The 16707-nt window shown below is 41.7% G+C and carries 17 protein-coding genes; 1 reads left to right on the top strand and 16 read right to left on the bottom strand.

Annotated elements, in window-relative coordinates:
* Positions 1–8: 8 nt before the first annotated feature.
* The 4 genes from ybgF to TPSD3_RS17790 all read right to left on the bottom strand — a co-directional run bounded on the left by ybgF (position 9) and on the right by TPSD3_RS17790 (position 3919).
* Complete coding sequence (gene ybgF, locus TPSD3_RS11805; RefSeq protein WP_086488738.1) at positions 9–908, bottom strand: tol-pal system protein YbgF; 900 nt, start codon at positions 906–908, stop codon at positions 9–11.
* Between the two features lie 47 nt (positions 909–955).
* Positions 956–2623 carry a PAS domain S-box protein gene (locus TPSD3_RS11800; protein WP_086488737.1) on the bottom strand — a complete coding sequence of 556 codons (1668 nt, stop codon included), beginning with the start codon at positions 2621–2623 and terminating at the stop codon, positions 956–958.
* 128 nt (positions 2624–2751) lie between these two features.
* Positions 2752–3657: a MalY/PatB family protein gene (locus TPSD3_RS11795; RefSeq protein ID WP_217884446.1), complete on the bottom strand. Its 906-nt coding sequence runs from the start codon at positions 3655–3657 to the stop codon at positions 2752–2754.
* A complete protein-coding gene (locus tag TPSD3_RS17790; protein WP_217884445.1) occupies positions 3605–3919 on the bottom strand; it encodes a beta C-S lyase family protein in 315 nt (104 codons plus the stop codon). The genes TPSD3_RS11795 and TPSD3_RS17790 overlap by 53 nt, the downstream gene beginning before the upstream one ends.
* A 228-nt stretch (positions 3920–4147) precedes the next feature.
* On the opposite strand from TPSD3_RS17790, the gene TPSD3_RS11790 reads away from it, so the two are divergent.
* Positions 4148–4504, top strand: coding sequence for a hypothetical protein (locus TPSD3_RS11790; RefSeq protein ID WP_086488736.1), 357 nt, complete (start codon positions 4148–4150; stop codon positions 4502–4504).
* A gap of 112 nt (positions 4505–4616) precedes the next feature.
* Here the strand turns inward: TPSD3_RS11790 and TPSD3_RS11785 are convergent, their stop codons facing one another.
* The 12 genes from TPSD3_RS11785 to TPSD3_RS11730 all read right to left on the bottom strand — a co-directional run bounded on the left by TPSD3_RS11785 (position 4617) and on the right by TPSD3_RS11730 (position 16682).
* On the bottom strand, positions 4617–5579 hold the full coding sequence (locus TPSD3_RS11785) for an Rpn family recombination-promoting nuclease/putative transposase (protein WP_086488735.1): 963 nt from the start codon (positions 5577–5579) through the stop codon (positions 4617–4619).
* A gap of 18 nt (positions 5580–5597) precedes the next feature.
* The gene (locus TPSD3_RS11780) at positions 5598–6485 is read right to left on the bottom strand and encodes an Rpn family recombination-promoting nuclease/putative transposase (RefSeq protein WP_086488734.1); all 888 of its coding nucleotides are present in this window, start codon (positions 6483–6485) and stop codon (positions 5598–5600) included.
* Positions 6486–6503: 18 nt separating this feature from the next.
* On the bottom strand, positions 6504–7367 hold the full coding sequence (locus TPSD3_RS11775; protein ID WP_086488733.1) for an Rpn family recombination-promoting nuclease/putative transposase: 864 nt from the start codon (positions 7365–7367) through the stop codon (positions 6504–6506).
* Positions 7368–7385: 18 nt separating this feature from the next.
* A complete protein-coding gene (locus tag TPSD3_RS11770) occupies positions 7386–8261 on the bottom strand; it encodes an Rpn family recombination-promoting nuclease/putative transposase (RefSeq protein ID WP_086488732.1) in 876 nt (291 codons plus the stop codon).
* 124 nt (positions 8262–8385) lie between these two features.
* A complete protein-coding gene (gene ftsA, locus TPSD3_RS11765) occupies positions 8386–9621 on the bottom strand; it encodes a cell division protein FtsA (protein ID WP_086488731.1) in 1236 nt (411 codons plus the stop codon).
* Positions 9622–9629: 8 nt separating this feature from the next.
* A complete protein-coding gene (locus tag TPSD3_RS11760; RefSeq protein ID WP_086488730.1) occupies positions 9630–10391 on the bottom strand; it encodes a cell division protein FtsQ/DivIB in 762 nt (253 codons plus the stop codon).
* Positions 10388–11320: a D-alanine--D-alanine ligase gene (locus tag TPSD3_RS11755; protein ID WP_086488729.1), complete on the bottom strand. Its 933-nt coding sequence runs from the start codon at positions 11318–11320 to the stop codon at positions 10388–10390. The genes TPSD3_RS11760 and TPSD3_RS11755 overlap by 4 nt, the downstream gene beginning before the upstream one ends.
* A 331-nt stretch (positions 11321–11651) precedes the next feature.
* Positions 11652–11795, bottom strand: coding sequence for a hypothetical protein (locus TPSD3_RS17590; RefSeq protein ID WP_176329856.1), 144 nt, complete (start codon positions 11793–11795; stop codon positions 11652–11654).
* A gap of 55 nt (positions 11796–11850) precedes the next feature.
* Positions 11851–12171 (bottom strand): hypothetical protein, encoded by a 321-nt coding sequence (locus TPSD3_RS11745; protein WP_086488727.1) that lies wholly within the window; start codon positions 12169–12171, stop codon positions 11851–11853.
* A gap of 79 nt (positions 12172–12250) precedes the next feature.
* The gene (locus TPSD3_RS11740) at positions 12251–13291 is read right to left on the bottom strand and encodes a tetratricopeptide repeat protein (RefSeq protein ID WP_086488726.1); all 1041 of its coding nucleotides are present in this window, start codon (positions 13289–13291) and stop codon (positions 12251–12253) included.
* A gap of 270 nt (positions 13292–13561) precedes the next feature.
* The gene (phaC, locus tag TPSD3_RS11735) at positions 13562–15382 is read right to left on the bottom strand and encodes a class I poly(R)-hydroxyalkanoic acid synthase (protein WP_086488725.1); all 1821 of its coding nucleotides are present in this window, start codon (positions 15380–15382) and stop codon (positions 13562–13564) included.
* Positions 15383–15488: 106 nt separating this feature from the next.
* A complete protein-coding gene (locus tag TPSD3_RS11730; protein ID WP_086488724.1) occupies positions 15489–16682 on the bottom strand; it encodes a helix-turn-helix domain-containing protein in 1194 nt (397 codons plus the stop codon).
* Between the last annotated feature and the right edge of the window lie 25 nt (positions 16683–16707).

Genomic DNA, 16707 nt, shown 5'->3' with positions numbered 1-16707 from the left:
GATAAAAATCAATATCCCATTTGCTGAATCTGTTGCAAACGCGCTTGAGCAAGGCGCGCCGTGCTGCTGTTGGGGTATTCGCTGATCACTTGTTCTAAAGTGGCACGAGCCGACAAATAATTGCGTTGTTCGTAATAAGTGTAACCAATTTTTAATAACGCATGAGAGCGTTTGGTGCTGGTGGGATATTGGGTTAATAAGCCCGTAAAAGCCACTAACGCCTGATCAAGTTGACGCAACGCATAATGAGATTCGGCTATCCAATATTGTGCATTATCGGCGTAATTGCCTTTGGGATAAGTGTCTAATAATTGTTTAAATACGGTAATAGCCGAATTAAACTGTTCGGTTTGCACAAAATTAAAACCCTGTTGATACAATTCCACTTCGCCCATGTTGCTTAAATTGGCACTGCTCGGCTCACTGGGCGCGGGCGTTGTTGGCACAGTCGCAGGTGGCGCAGGCGGCGGAGAAGCCACAACCGACGATTCAGGTGGCGTTTGAACGGGAGGAGGGGCTGATGACGTATTATCAGTCTCGGTCAAACCCGTCAAATCAGTCACTGTTTCGCTGTGGGTGTTGTTTGCCGCCGAATTGTCGCCCGACAATTGGCGCAAACGGGTGTCTAAATCTAAGTAAATCACCTGTTGTTGTTGTTTTACCTGCTGAATGTCAAAGGCTAATACTTCATTGTCTCCTCGCAACAATTGTAATTCATGCTGTAACTGGCTGATCAGGCGATCTTGATCCAAGAGCATGGTGCGCAGGGATTGCACTTGTTGTTCTAAACGTTGTGTTTCTGTTTGGGGAAGAGAGGGTGGCACTTGGGCGGCCACGGGGCTTGTTTCCAGCCCATATAAACCAGTTGTCATCACGGCAATCAATGCCATTGAAGTAGGACGCAGCATCACCTATCACGCTCCACAATAAATTGAACCGATTGAAAATTAAAGAATTAGCTTAATTCGGTAAATACATAGCAGGTATTTTTACCGTTTTCTTTCGCCATAAACATCGCCATATCGGCTTGTTGAATAAACACTTCTACCCCATCAGGTTGATCGGCTTGAATGCTGTCTGAAGGGAAAAAACTTACACCTATATTACAATCGATGGTAAAGGTGTGTTGTTCTACGGTAATGGGTTTTTGCAACTCGGCAAAAATTTGATCCGTAATCACCCGCGTATCATATTTTTGATGAATCGGCGACATCACAATCGCAAATTCGTCGCTGTCCAAACGGGCGACTTGATCGCCTTCTCGAAGACAACGCCGCAGCCGTGTTGCCACTTCCTTTAAACACGCATCGCCCACGTCGTAATTAAACAGGTCATTAATGCGTTTAAAACCATCAATATCTAAGTACAATAAAGCCACTCGTTCTTCTTGACGACAAGCCCGTGTTAATAATTCGTGAAATAATAAGCGATTGGGTAATTCTGTCAATGGATCGTAATGGGATAATAAGCGCATTCGTTCATCATTTTCTTTCAATGAAGAAATATCAGAATAAACGGCCACATAATGCGTCACTTGATTATGTTCGCCGCGTACTGCGCTAATGGATAACCAAACTGAAAAAATATCCCCATTTTGACGACGATTCCAAATTTGTCCGCGCCACCGTCCAGTGTTACGCACTTGCATCCATAAGTTGTCGAAAAAAGCGCGATCATGATGTCCTGATTGTAAAAAGCGTGGATTCTGATCCAGCACGGCTTCGTAACTGTAACCCGTCATCAACAAAAAGGCTTGATTGACATCAATAATTCGTCCCTCTGCATTGGTGATCATGATTCCATCGGAGGTGGTTTCAAACACTTTTGCGGCTAACCGTTGTTTGGTTTGGGCGCGTTTGCGTTCGGTAATATCTTCCACCATCTGCACGTAGAAAACGGGCTGATCGGCTTCGTTTTTAACCAAAGAAGTGGTTAAACGTCCCCAAGCAATGGCACTTTCTTTACGAAAAAAATATTTCTCCATTTGATAATGGGAAATTTGCTGGGTTAATAATTTGTGATGAAATTCTTTTTCTACCACGCTGTCTGAGGGATAAAATAATTTATCAAAAGGACGATCTAATAAATCCCCTATATCACGCCCTAAAATTTGTTGTAAACCGGGGTTGGCTTGAAAACAACGCCCCTGCATATCCACCAAACCAATGCCCACCGCCGCTTGTTCAAATAATCCACGAAAACGGGCTTCACTCTTACGCATAGCCGCTTGGGCTTGCCTTGCGTCTAAAATCACTTTAACCCGATGTCGTAACACTGCCCAATGCACCGGTTTAGTAATGTATTCTACTGCGCCCGCACTAAACGCCTTATCCACAGATTCTTCGTCATCCAAAGCAGTGATCATAATCACCGGAACATCAAAACTGACTTCGATTTTTTTCAATTCCGCACACGCCGTAAAACCATCCATGACCGGCATCGCCGCATCCAGCAGAACTAAATCTGGGGTTTGCTGACGAAACACAGACAGTGCCTTGAGTCCATCTTCGGCTTGAATCACCTGATAACCTTGTGTTTCCAGCAGGTTATGTAGCATTCCGCGCATGAAAACATCATCATCGACCACCAATACCCGTGGTTGTTCTACATCATCATTAAACATCTTTTACTTTCTCCGCTGAATGTTTACAAATCAAACACTGCTTTATGGTTTTCTGTTAAAAGTGGACAGAGCAGATGGGTTAGCCGCTTAGAATAGCTGAGAATTTTACTCGTCTGTGCATTTAAACGCTAATCTGTTTCACTCATCAGATAAGCGTGTTGCAAGCGAGTCAGAGCCTCTTGCAAGCGCAAACGAGAACAGCCAAAATTCAAGCGAAGAAACCCCTCATATCCCATGCCAAAAGATTGACCTTCATTCCCCGCCACACGGGCTTTTTCTAAACAAAATAGGTAGGGATCAGCCACCCACGCCCGGCAATCCAACCAGGTTAAAAAAGTGGCTTCAGGACGAGTCAGGCGTATTTTCGGCATATTTTCTACGACAAAATCAAAGAGATAATCTCGATTTCCACGCAGATAAATCAATAAATCTTGTAACCAGCTTTCGCCATGTTGATAGCCTGCCAATGCGGCTTCTATGCCTAATACATTGATTTCTGGCATAATTCCCATTGCGGCGCGCTGTAATATTTTGCGCAAACGGGGATTTTGTACAATGGCAAAACTACACGCCAACCCTGCGATATTAAAAGTTTTACTGGGTGCCATGAGAGTAATGCACGAGGCGGCGATTTCTGGAGACAAACTGGCTAGGGGAACATGCGGCATTGTTTCTGCGTCTAACAGGAGATCGCAATGGATTTCATCAGAACAGATCACTGTCCCATTTTCCATACACAATTCCGCTAAGGCCAACAACTCATGGCGAGAAAAAACACGCCCAACCGGATTATGTGGGTGGCAGAGTAAGAATAAAGCTGTTTTAGAAGACAACTTAGCTTTAAAAGTAGTCAAATCTAGCCCATAATAGAGTTGTTGAGAAGTGCTGTCATGAACACAGAGATCGACAGTTTGTAACTGTCGCTGTTGCAGCGTAGGCGCGCTGAGAAAAGGCGGATAAACGGGCGTTTGAACTAAAACCTCATCCCCCACTTCCCCCACAGCGCGACAGACCCAGTTTAATCCAGCAACCAACCCCGGTAATCTCATCGGGACTCACTGGCCACTGATAACGCTGGGCGACACGTTCACAAATACACTGTGCCAATTCAGCACTGCGCCCGCCGTAGCCGAAAACGCCATGTTGTACCCGTTTTTGTAGCGCATCAATAATCCCAGGTGGCGCGGTAAAATCCATATCCGCTACCCACAACGGCAAAACATCAGACGGATAACGTCGCCATTTTATGCTGTCTGTGTCGGCACGTGAAACGTCTACATCAAAGTCGTGTTGCATGAAGGGTCGCCTTAATTGGAAGTGAAAGAAAGAATGAGATTTAGCAAGTTTTTGTTCATTTTTTCTAAAAATGCGTTAGAATGATCGGTCTGTGTCATCAGATGAATGGTACAGCCTTGATGCAGTCAGTCGCATTTTTTGGTATGGACTCTGCTTAATTCGCCAGAACCATGCAACGATACGGCGTATCTACTTTTTTACCGAAGGTGTTTAAGGAACTAACCGATTATGAATATCACCGAACTCAAACGCTTTGAACGCTATGATCGCACCGTACCCCGTTGCGATCCGCCCATCAGTATGCGTCCTCCGCAAAGCATTCTCAGCGAAATCGACAACATCGCCACCACCACTGAAAGCCGCCGCACTGACGTGATTGTTAGTTTACTGCGCTTCGCGTTAGAGCGGTATCAAGAGTGTCAAGACAAAAAAATCGAAGAACTCTACTTGTTGTTGTGGGAAATTCGCCAGAAATACCAAGACGCAAGCCACAAAGATGAATTGGAAATGCGCCGTATGCTGCACCGCTTAGAGGAAATGGTGTTGGATCATTTCCGCGCAACAAGCAAAAGCGATCCCGCATAAGCACTCGATTTAAGACGTAGGAATAAGCTTTGCGCCACTGAATTTCGGTGGCGTTTTTATTTTGGCTACAGGTATATTTAATCTTAATATTTTCTTTCATGTCGGGAATTTATCACAAATTTTCTGGGGGCGTAACGTGAATTAACGACAAAACCAATTGTTCATCTACATCAAATAAAGATGCAATTTGTGATGGCGTTAAAACGCCTTGTTGCAATGCGATTTGAATCCGTTGGTGTTTTTCTTGTTCTTTTCCGATTTCAACTCCGATTCCAACCCCCTGCTCTTTTCCGATTTCAATACCGCGCTTTTCTCCGATTTCGATACCGCGTTTTTCTCCAATTTCAATACCGCGTTCTTCTGCTTCTGAAGCGGCGGTATCAATGACATTTTTTAAATCACGATAGTATTTAAGAGAGTTTTCATATTCTTCGAGTTGTTGGGAATTAAAACAAGCAATTTCTGCCACTGCAAACGCTTGCTCAAAAATACTTTCTCTTAAATCCTGAGGAATATCATCAAAATTTTCTAAATGCTTAATAAAATATAACCATTTGTCAAAATGGCTATTTAATTCATCCAGTTTCTTTTTAAATCGCGGCATTTCAATGAAAATAAACGTTAATTTATCATAAAATACCTCACACACTTCATTTCTCAATTGAACTTGTTGTAAATAACGCTCAGAATAGGTTTCTTCAAATACAAAATCCAATAAAGCAATGCAATAAACAGGCTGTAATTGATAATTCCATTCACCACGTTCCGCTTGTTCTCGGATCGGAAAAGTCGCGTAGAAAACACTCCGATCTTTAAAAAAGTTTTGCTTGGCTTTTTGCAATTCAACAATAAATTTATGACCCTCTTGGCTTTCACAATATAAATCAAAAATTGCCTTGCGGTCTAATTCACGAGAACCCAATTGTTCTGTTTTCTTATAAAATAAATCATGAATTTGATGCTGTGGTGGTAGTAATTGATTGAGAAAATCAATTAGTAAATGTTTATTCGCTTCCTCACCAAATAATTTTTTAAATCCAAAATCGGTAAAGGGATTCACATATTTTGATTTCATAATATTTAACGCCTAATGTTAAATGTCTTGTTTTAACGACAAAACCAATTGTTCATCCACATCAAATAAAGATGCAATTTGTGATGGCGTTAAAACGCCTTGTTGCAATGCGATTTGAATCCGTTGGTGTTTTTCTTGTTCTTTTCCAATTTCAATACCGCGTTTTTCTCCAATTTCAATACCGCGTTCTTCTGCTTCTGAAGCGGCGGTATCAATGACATTTTTTAAATCACGATAGTATTTAAGAGAGTTTTCATATTCTTCGAGTTGTTGGGAATTAAAACAAGCAATTTCTGCCACTGCAAAGGCTTGCTCAAAAATACTTTCTCTTAAATCCTGAGGAATATCATCAAAATTTTCTAAATGCTTAATAAAATATAACCATTTGTCAAAATGGCTGTTTAATTCATCCAGTTTCTTTTGAAATCGCGGCATTTCAATGAAAATAAACGTTAATTTATCATAAAATACCTCACACACTTCATTTCGTAATTGAACGTGTTGTAAATAACGCTCAGAATGGGTTTCTTCAAATACAAAATCCAATAAAGCAATGCAATAAACAGGCTGTAATTGATAATTCCATTCGCCACGTTCCGCTTGTTCTCGGATCGGAAAAGTCGCGTAGAAAACACTCCGATCTTTAAAAAAGTTTTGCTTGGCTTTTTGCAATTCAACAATAAATTTATGACCCTCTTGGCTTTCACAATATAAATCAAAAATCGCCTTGCGATCCAATTCACGAGAACCTAATTGTTCTGTTTTCTTATAAAATAAATCATGGATTTGATGCTGTGGTGGTAGTAATTGATTGAGAAAATCAATTAGTAAATGTTTATTCGCTTCCTCACCAAATAATTTTTTAAATCCAAAATCGGTAAAGGGATTAACATATTTTGATTTCATAATATTTAACGCCTAATCTTAAATGTCTTGTTTTAACGACAAAACCAATTGTTCATCCACATCAAATAAAGATGCAATTTGTGATGGCGTTAAAACGCCTTGTTGCAATGCGATTTGAATCCGTTGGTGTTTTTCTTGTTCTTTTCCGATTTCGATACCACGTTCTTCTGCTTCTAAAGCGGCGGTATCAATGACATTTTTTAAATCACGATAGTATTTAAGAGAGTTTTCATATTCTTCGAGTTGCTGGGAATTAAAACAAGCAATTTCTGCCACTGCAAACGCTTGCTCAAAAATACTTTCTCTTAAATCCTGAGGAATGTCATCAAAATTTTCTAAATGCTTAATAAAATATAACCATTTATCAAAATGGCTGTTTAATTCATCCAGTTTCTTTTTAAATCGCGGCATTTCAATGAAAATAAACGTTAATTTATCATAAAATACCTCACACACTTCATTTCGTAATTGAACATGTTGTAAATAACACTCAGAATAGGTTTCTTCAAATACAAAATCCAATAAAGCAATGCAATAAACAGGCTGTAATTGATAATTCCATTCACCACGTTCCGCTTGTTCTCGAATCGGAAAAGTCGCGTAGAAAACACTCCGATCTTTAAAAAAGTTTTGCTTGGCTTTTTGCAATTCAACAATAAATTTATGACCCTCTTGGCTTTCACAATATAAATCAAAAATCGCCTTGCGATCCAATTCACGAGAACCTAATTGTTCTGTTTTCTTATAAAATAAATCATGAATTTGATGCTGTGGTGGCAGCAATTGATTGAGAAAATCAATTAGTAAATGTTTATTCGCTTCTTCACCAAATAATTTCTTAAATCCAAAATCAGTAAAGGGATTAACATATTTTGATTTCATAATATTTAACGCCTAATGTTAAATGTCTTGTTTTAACGACAAAACCAATTGTTCATCCACATCAAATAAAGATGCAATTTGTGATGGCGTTAAAACGCCTTGTTGTAATGCGATTTGAATCCGCTGGTGTTTTTCTTGTTCTTTTCCGATTTCAACTCCAATTCCAATACCGCGTTCTTCTGCTTCTGAAGCGGCGGTATCAATGACATTTTTTAAATCACGATAGTATTTAAGTGAGTTTTCATATTCTTCGAGTTGTTGGGAATTAAAACAAGCAATTTCTGCCACTGCAAACGCTTGCTCAAAAATACTTTCTCTTAAATTCTGAGGAATATCATCAAAATTTTCTAAATGCTTAATAAAATATAACCATTTGTCAAAATGGCTATTTAATTCATCCAGTTTCTTTTTAAATCGCGGCATTTCAATGAAAATAAACGTTAATTTATCATAAAATACCTCACACACTTCATTTCTCAATTGAACTTGTTGTAAATAACGCTCAGAATAGGTTTCTTCAAATACAAAATCCAATAAAGCAATGCAATAAACAGGCTGTAATTGATAATTCCATTCACCACGTTCCGCTTGTTCTCGAATCGGAAAAGTCGCGTAGAAAACACTCCGATCTTTAAAAAAGTTTTGCTTGGCTTTTTGCAATTCAACAATAAATTTATGACCCTCTTGGCTTTCACAATATAAATCAAAAATCGCCTTGCGATCCAATTCACGAGAACCTAATTGTTCTGTTTTCTTATAAAATAAATCATGAATTTGATGCTGTGGTGGCAGCAATTGATTGAGAAAATCAATTAGTAAATGTTTATTCGCTTCTTCACCAAATAATTTCTTAAATCCAAAATCAGTAAAGGGATTAACATATTTTGATTTCATGGCTTTCTACTTGTGACTTGTTTTAGATAGTTTGGCATAAAAATGGACGGGTTAAAACCAACGATGCGCTGCCATCGTGGCCAGCGCATCAATGATTCTGTTTCTATTAACAGATTGAATCGGTTTAGAAATTCCCACGAAACCAATTGCTCATCCGTCCAAAAATCGATTTTAAACCGCCGCCCGCCATGTTCATTTCACTGACCCGCTCATGACGGTGGCGATGTCCGAATAACAGCAAACCCACGCCCGTCGCATGAATTGGATTACGCACCACGTCCACCAATCCCGTGACATATTTGGGATAACCTAAACGCACCGGCACATTAAACACTTTCTCCGCCAATTCCAACACGCCATCCATTTTAGAACTGCCTCCCGTTAAAACCACACCCGCCGCGATTAAATCTTCATAACCACTGCGACGCAGCACCGCTTGCACCAGACCCAATAACTCTTCATAACGCGGTTCTACCACATCAGCCAGCGTTTGGCGCGATAAATAACGCGGTGGCCGTGCGCCCACGCTTGGCACTTCGATCATTTCTTCAGGACTGGCCAAATGCGGCAAAGCACAGGCGTATTTAATCTTAATATCTTCAGCATATTGTGTGGGTGTACGCATGGCTACGGCGATGTCGTTGGTGACTTGGTCGCCCGCTATCGGAATCACTGCGGTATAACGAATAGCTCCCTCAGTAAAAATGGCAATATCTGTCGTACCGCCACCAATATCGACCAAACACACGCCTAATTCTTTCTCATCTTGGGTCAAAGCCGCTTCACTGGAAGCCAATTGTTCCAAAATAATATCATCGACCTCTAAACCACATAACCGTACACATTTGATAATATTTTGCGCCGCACTCACCGCCCCCGTGACTAAATGCACTTTGGCTTCCAAACGCACTCCCGACATACCAATGGGTTCACGAATACCTTCTTGATTATCAATCACATATTCTTGCGGCAAAATATGCAAAATTTTCTGATCGGCAGGAATCGCTACCGCACGCGCTGCATCTAATACGCGATCTAAATCATCTTGTGTGACTTCTTTATCTCGAATCGCCACAATACCATGCGAATTCATGCTGCGAATGTGACTGCCGGCAATGCCCGTGTAAACGGAATGAATCTCACAGCCTGACATTAACTCCGCTTCTTCAACGGCACGTTGAATGGAATGCACTGTGGATTCAATATTCACCACCACGCCTTTTTTTAACCCCCGCGAAGGATGTTGGCCGATGCCGATAATTTCGACATCATTACTGTCGGGTGCCACCTCGCCTACGATAGCAACGACTTTGGACGTGCCAATGTCCAAACCCACAATCAAATTTTTATCTTTGGCCATAATAACCCTCACTCTGCCCGCTGCACCGCGAAACCATGAGCATAGCGCAGATCAATCTGTTGAATTGGTGGCCGATCTTGTCCATCCACAAGGTGGCGGTAAACACGGAGAAAACGTTGTAAAGTCTGATCATGTTGTTCACGTCCTAATACGAGAATCAAACCATCCGCTAAAGTTAAGCGACAGGTTGGGTCACAACGCAATTGTCGCGCCGACAAGCCCTTGTGCTGTAATTCGTTTTGTGCGCGTTGGTAGCGTTGCAGCAAATCAACGGGGTCTTGCCCAATAAGAAGCGGCAATTGTGCCATATCTTGTGTCAATGTGTGTATTGGGATAATGGGGAGTGCGGTCGCAGAAAGCAGCATTAACCCTTCAGCAGACTCCCAGCGCGCCACCGCTTGATGTTCTGTTATACGAATCCACAAGATGTCCGGCCAACGGCGCGATATTTCTACTTCAGCCACCCACGGTAAGGCTAATAATGCCGTTTTTATTGTGCTAAGGTTGGGAAATCGCTCACTGTGATCAAGCGCGTCAGAAAGAATGGATTGTAAAGTGTCTGGTGACGTTTGCCTATTGCCTTCGATTTGAATTCGCTGAATGGTAATGAGATGAATCAGTCCCCCACCCAATACGCCCAAAATAACGAGTAGTATGCCAAGAATCAGCGACTTTTTTAAGTGATTTATTGACTTTGTTTTGGAATTTATTGATTGGCGGGCGTTTTTCTTCCCTTGAGGGAGGGAAGAAGGACTGATTTTCAGACTCATGTTGATGAGGGATTGGGTAGTGTGTCACTTAAAATCCGTAAAACTAACTCGTCAAAGCTTAATCCTGCCTCTCTTGCGGCCATGGGAATTAGGCTACGATTGGTCATGCCGGGCGAGGTGTTGATTTCTAATAACCAAGGTTGCTGTTGTGCGTCGCAAATCAGGTCAATTCGTCCCCAACCCGACGCGCCCACCGTGTCAAAAGCCTGCAAAACTAATTGTTGCCATTGTTTTTCTAATTCGGGAGCGATTCCGCAAGGGCAATGGTAATGGGTTTGGGTGTTTTCGCTGTATTTGGCTTCGTAATCGTAAAAAGTGCGTGGGGTTTCTAAGCGGATTAAGGGCAGGGGGTCTGTGCCTAAGATGCCTGCGGTGTATTCAGTTCCTGTAATGAAACATTCGGCAATCACGGGGGATTGATACTGTGCGGCGCGCTGGTAGGCGGGTTGTAATTCTTCTAAGGTATTGACTTTGCTAATGCCCACGCTAGAGCCTTCTAACACAGGTTTTACCATGAGAGGCAAACCTAATTGTGAGACAACGCTTGTCCAATCGCTATTTTCGTTTAACACCATAAAGTCGGGTGTGGGCAGTCCCACGCTACGCCAGAGCCATTTGCAGCGCAGTTTATCCATACCCAGTGCCGATCCCAATACGCCACTGCCGGTATAAGGTAAGTTAAGGTGTTCTAATAAGCCTTGAATGGTGCCATCTTCGCCTCCGCGTCCGTGCAGCGCGATGAATGCTCTGTCAAAACGAGTGTCCATCAATTGGGGTAAAAAAGCGTGTGCGGTGTCAATCCCAACCGCTTCAACGCCTTGTCGTAGCAATGCGGCTAACACGGCTTGTCCCGAACGCAAGGAAACATCTCGTTCAGCCGAGTTTCCGCCCATTAAAACGGCAACTTTGCCAAAAATACTTGGGTGCATAGTTGGGGTCTCTGGTGTGTTTGGTTTTGGAGTGTTTTATTCAGGTAGGAGGCAATTTGTGCAAATTATATTACTGATTGTTACGTTTAAGTGCGCCTCAAGCAGTTTCTGATTTGCTAAAGATTTAAAGGATTAAAGTATCTTGCATCAGCGGAATCAATAATCTATTTTCTTGACGGAATCAATCGTTATCAAACTCAGTTTTTCGTCTTCGCAAAAAAACGCAGTCCCTATACCGTCTAAGTGATCTGATATTTTTTGCATAATGTCACTGGAGTCTGTCGAAACCTCTATAATAAAAAAGCATTCATCTGGAAATAGCTCAATTTGTCTAAGCAAATATCCCCATTTTTTTTGCATTTTCAAAGGTATCTGTAAAATATTTTCCTTCAACAGAACAAGGCGCGATAGCTAGTTTTTTAGTCAAAGCAATTTGTTCTGCTTCAGCCACAGAAATGGCACGAAAAAATTTCATATTTTTTCCTCATATACCAGAGAACTGGATCGAGGCGCATCTAATTATCTTATTATCAACGAATCCACGCAACTTTTTTATGTCCTTCATATAAATCAATGGGACGCAGTTTTAATAATTGTTCAAAAGGTGCATTTGGCGACAAAAAATGGGCTTCTGCGTGGCAATCGTAACCTTGCTGGGCTGGATATTCAGTAAAATCCAATACCACTGTCCATGCAATACTGTCTGCATTAGGAGGCTGATCTAGGTAAGTCACTGCCATGTAACGGCCACCGTTAGGTAAGGCACGCCGTCCGCCTTCTTCAGGACGCAGCCAATGGACATTAACAGCGACTGCTTTATTCGGATTATTAATGATTTGTTGCACGTTCATGGTGTTATTTCTCATGCAAATTGTGTTGTTATCTAACAGTGGATAATGAGCCAACAAATAGGATTTGTAAATTAACCCCTCACCACGGCTGCCCGGAGGGCATTTCTTGACTGTGATAAGCGTCTAATTGGAATTGTTGCTGTAACAAAACACCGGGATCATCAAGTAATTGATTCAACAACGCATCAGCCATTAAATCTTGTTCTTGGGGTAAATTTGCAGTGGTTTTTGTGGTGTCTGTTGTTTCGCCGGTGGGAATGGCTTCTGTTTGGGTGATTTGACCATTTTCTCCAGCAGACTCAGACGCAGAAGGGGAAACGTTCTGTTTTTCTTCACTGGTTTGAGTGGATGGCTGGTTATCTTGTGCTTGTTGTTGGGCTTCGGCTAGGGCTTGTTCTAATTGTTCTTGTAAGGCTTGCTGACCGTTTTTATTCGCTTCGGATGGAGAAGACTCAGGCTGCGGCATGGCGGTAGGATCAGGCGAGTTTTGGCCGTTTTCGGAAGATTCAGCCGATGAAGATGGCTCGTTGGAATCTTTAGCCTGTTGATTTTTCGGCGAATCACCCGCTTGCGTTTGATTGGGATCATTTTGGCCGTTTTGATTATTCTTATCGGAATTGTCTCCGCTGTCGCTATTCTCCTCATTTTTCTTATTTTCATCTGAGTCAGAATCTGAATGAGCGGCTTTTTGTTCTTGTTCTTTTAATTTGGCTTTGGCTAATTCTAAATTATGTTGAGCTTTGCTGTGATGAGGGTCTTGAGTTAAAACAGATTCATAATGCGCAATGGCTTTAGCGAATTCGTTTTGTTTAAATTCGGCATTAGCGAGATTATATTGAGCATTTAGACGTTGTTCTGGGTCGTCAATTTGCGAGAAGATTTCAGCGGCTTCTTTGTATTTACCCGCGCGATACAGAGCAGTTGCCTTTTGGTAAGGTTGCGTAAAGAGTTCACTGGCTTGCTCATAATCTCCTTGTTTAAAAGCCCGATCTGCTTGCTGATCTCGATTAAGAAACCAATTTTCCCAAGCAGTCGCCGCAGCTAAAGAAGATTGAGCCGTTAATGCAATAAATAAGGTAAAATGCAGTAATTTTGAATTAGAAAAAGACGGGATAGACATTTTTTTAAAATCCGTCTGTTGGGGTTTCTGGATTAAAATTTACAATAAAAGTAATTTTATAAAAAAACAAAAGAAGTGCAGAAAGACAAAAACGCCTCATAGCGCATAAAACTTTTTTAAAGTGACAATGAAAACTAAGAGAAAGACGACATCCTTGTCTTGCCCAAAATTATAAGGGTATATCCTGAAATCGGTTTAACTGAATCTGTAAGCGGATAAGGGCTAAACAATTCCTGTTCTGTCGCTTTATCCGCTTAGAATAACATAAAATTAGCTAGGAATCACGCGCACTTGCACATAACTGCCCGGTGCATCTTCTAGCGGCGGTAATTGCGCACTGCCGGGTTGACGAGCTGGCACGGATTCGCCGGCATATTCGCGTACCCATTCCGCCCAATCTGGCCACCAAGAGCCTTCTTGCTTCTTAGCACTTTTTAACCATGTTTCTGGGTTTTTAGTGGATTTGGTTTTGGGATTGGTTAAATAAAAATATTTATTCTTATTCGGTGGATTAATAATCCCCGCAATATGCCCAGAACCACCTAACACAAATTTAACAGGACCATCAAACAATTGCGTCCCTTGATAAGTCCCTTCCCATGGCGCAATATGATCTTCTTGGGTTGAAACGAAATAAGCAGGCGTTTTCACTTTGCTTAAATCAATCCCGACACCATTTAAAGTAATGCCATTGGGTTGCTTTAACAAGTTCTTTTGATACATGTTACGCAAATAAAAACTGTGCATTTTCGCGGGCATTCGGGTTGCGTCCGAATTCCAGTAGAGTAAATCAAACGCACTGGCTTCTTTACCCATTAAATAATTATTCACGTGGAACGACCAAATTAAATCATTCGCACGCAATAAGGTAAAAGTCGTGGCCATTTTACTGCCGTCTAAATAGCCTTTCTCATTCATGGTGGCTTCTAAGGCAGATAATTGTTCATCATCGATGAAAATATCTAACTCACCCGAATGGGTAAAATCTAATAAAGTCGTGAAAAAAGTCGCACTGACAATGCGTTGATCCTGCTTGGCAGCCATGTAAGCTAAAGTCGTCGCCAATAGCGTTCCACCTAAGCAATAACCCACCGCATTCACTTCTTTAATCCCTGTCGCCCATTCAATGGCATCTAATGCCGCCATTGGCCCTTCTAACAGGTAATTCTCAAAACCTTTATCGCTTAAACGCTCATCTGGATTCACCCAAGAAATCACAAACACCGTGTGACCTTGATCCACCGCCCATTTAATAAACGAATTATTTTCGCGTAAATCCAGAATATAATATTTATTAATCCAAGGTGGCACGATTAATAACGGACGTTGATGCACCGTTTCTGTCGTGGGCGTGTATTGAATTAACTGCATCAATTCGTTTTGATAAATCACTTTACCCGCAGTGACCGCAATATTTTTACCGGGTTGAAACGCTGCTAAATCGGTCATCTTAATATTCAATTGACCTTGACCGCGTTCCAAATCGGCTAAAAAGTTTTTTAAGCCGCTTAATAAGTTTGCCCCGCCACTTTTAATCGTGACATATAACACTTCGGGATTGGTGGCCACAAAATTACTGGGAGCGAGTGCGTCTAATAACTGGCGCGTGTAAAATTCGACTTTCTTCGCATTTTTTGCGTGCTGTTCTTCAAATTCAACACTGGACACAATTTCTTGTATCCATAAAGTATTCATTAAATAAAATTGCTTGATAAAATCAAACAACGGCACATTATCCCACGCTTCGTGACTAAAACGACGGTCTGATTTTGCGGGCTTAAACAAAGGCGCAACATCTTGTTGCAGCGTGCGCTGCCAGATATTCTCCCATAATTTAAAATACTCTTCCCACCACACCAAACCCGCTTGTAATAACTGGGAGGGATTAGCCAATAACTTTTGATTCAACTGCACAAAGGCTTCTTGAACGTTTAACGGGTCTGTTTCCACGGTCAAGCGATCCATTTTCTCAGCTTGTTGGCTTAACAGATGTTGGGCAACTCGGTGACTGGTTTGAAAAATATCCTGTAATGTCGTCAATAAGACTTGCGGATCAACGAGTTCAGGGACAAGTGGCTGTGTATTCGCCATAGATCAGCTCCTGTGAGATAGACCAAAGGGTTATTCTGCATTTTGTGCGATGCACAAATAGTAGCTGAAAATAAGCATCAGGTAAAGTTTTAAATTTACGCCCGCCTCACTCGTCTAACAATAACTCCTGATGAAGTAAATACTGGTATGGCTGCATTCGGCGTAATCCTTCTTTTTTCCAACGATCTCCCTCATGCTTTTCTTGCAGGGAAACCAGACGCGCATGACTTAAAATTTGTATTAAAGCAGGCCAACAGCCGCTTTGAGTGAGAATCCACTCCACATCTTCTGCGGGAAACGGCAACGGAGAACTGGCCATTAAATCCCGCGCCTCTTTTTCTAATAACGGCCCCAACGACAACACGTGACCAAAAATATTAAAAAAAGGCGACGGTTTACCATCATCTAATATTAATTCTTCGGGTGGCCGATGCGTGGTTAAAACAAATCCCAATTTACCATTGGCATAATGGCTGCCTAAAGTACGCAATGCCCACCAAAACTGCTCATTTAAATCCGTGGCTAATAAGCCTGCACTAATCTCGTCTAATAAAATTAAAGTAGGAATTTCTAAATACTGCTGCATAATCTCCATAAAATCTACCAATTGACAGGGTTCTGGCACGGGCAAATTTAATTCGATCAAAATATGTCGCAACAGACTTTCTTGGTGACACATACGCGGGTCTTGAAAATCAACAAATACCCATTGATAACCCGGCATTAACCAATCATTACGCTGTCCCGGACGCAAATCAGATGGCGGTGTATCTATAATACGACGTAAATAATGCAATAACGACGTTTTGCCACTGCGTTTTGCGCCGACAATGGCAATGTGTTGTAAGGGTAAATATTTCCACACATCAAAAATACGATGCAATAAGTAATCGCGGCCAAAAAATTGACGCGGCTCAGTGATCGGCGGCCCAATCACAAAAGGACTCGGACACATTTGCCCAAGATGAATCGACAAACGAGGCGGTATGGGAGTTGGCATAGCAGCTATCGGGGACGATAAACGAGGTGAAGCAGTAAAACCAGCAGCCATCAATAAGGCTTCTTGTTCTTGAGGAGCTAAACTTAAATAAGTCGCACAACGCAGCACATCCCCTCGTTGGCGCGGACGACGAACTTCTCCATTCATCCAACGTTGGACAGTGCTGCGATGCACCGAAAGACGCAAAGCAAGCTCATCAACACTCACTTGATGACGCTGCATAAATAAACACAGCAATTGGGAAAAAGACGGTAAACGTTTTTTTGTGTCAATCGTCAACGTGGGCAGCAGACTGGACATAAGCGTTTTAGACCCATTAGTCAAA

Origin of the sequence: Thioflexithrix psekupsensis (assembly GCF_002149925.1) — a bacterium.
In the GTDB taxonomy this organism is placed as follows: domain Bacteria; phylum Pseudomonadota; class Gammaproteobacteria; order Beggiatoales; family Beggiatoaceae; genus Thioflexithrix; species Thioflexithrix psekupsensis.
This window is presented reverse-complemented; position numbering and strand designations above follow the sequence as displayed.

Bases quoted from the DNA above. Each gene is read 5' to 3' on its own strand.
- ybgF (WP_086488738.1), bottom strand. From the start codon at position 908: ATGCTGCGTCCTACTTCAATGGCATTGATTGCCGTGATGACAACTGGT.
- TPSD3_RS11800 (WP_086488737.1), bottom strand. From the start codon at position 2,623: ATGTTTAATGATGATGTAGAACAACCACGGGTATTGGTGGTCGATGAT.
- TPSD3_RS17790 (WP_217884445.1), bottom strand. From the start codon at position 3,919: ATGCAACACGACTTTGATGTAGACGTTTCACGTGCCGACACAGACAGC.
- TPSD3_RS11790 (WP_086488736.1), top strand. From the start codon at position 4,148: ATGAATATCACCGAACTCAAACGCTTTGAACGCTATGATCGCACCGTA.
- TPSD3_RS11785 (WP_086488735.1), bottom strand. From the start codon at position 5,579: ATGAAATCAAAATATGTGAATCCCTTTACCGATTTTGGATTTAAAAAA.
- TPSD3_RS11780 (WP_086488734.1), bottom strand. From the start codon at position 6,485: ATGAAATCAAAATATGTTAATCCCTTTACCGATTTTGGATTTAAAAAA.
- TPSD3_RS11775 (WP_086488733.1), bottom strand. From the start codon at position 7,367: ATGAAATCAAAATATGTTAATCCCTTTACTGATTTTGGATTTAAGAAA.
- TPSD3_RS11770 (WP_086488732.1), bottom strand. From the start codon at position 8,261: ATGAAATCAAAATATGTTAATCCCTTTACTGATTTTGGATTTAAGAAA.
- ftsA (WP_086488731.1), bottom strand. From the start codon at position 9,621: ATGGCCAAAGATAAAAATTTGATTGTGGGTTTGGACATTGGCACGTCC.
- TPSD3_RS11760 (WP_086488730.1), bottom strand. From the start codon at position 10,391: ATGAGTCTGAAAATCAGTCCTTCTTCCCTCCCTCAAGGGAAGAAAAAC.
- TPSD3_RS11755 (WP_086488729.1), bottom strand. From the start codon at position 11,320: ATGCACCCAAGTATTTTTGGCAAAGTTGCCGTTTTAATGGGCGGAAAC.
- TPSD3_RS17590 (WP_176329856.1), bottom strand. From the start codon at position 11,795: ATGAAATTTTTTCGTGCCATTTCTGTGGCTGAAGCAGAACAAATTGCT.
- TPSD3_RS11745 (WP_086488727.1), bottom strand. From the start codon at position 12,171: ATGAACGTGCAACAAATCATTAATAATCCGAATAAAGCAGTCGCTGTT.
- TPSD3_RS11740 (WP_086488726.1), bottom strand. From the start codon at position 13,291: ATGTCTATCCCGTCTTTTTCTAATTCAAAATTACTGCATTTTACCTTA.
- phaC (WP_086488725.1), bottom strand. From the start codon at position 15,382: ATGGCGAATACACAGCCACTTGTCCCTGAACTCGTTGATCCGCAAGTC.
- TPSD3_RS11730 (WP_086488724.1), bottom strand. From the start codon at position 16,682: ATGTCCAGTCTGCTGCCCACGTTGACGATTGACACAAAAAAACGTTTA.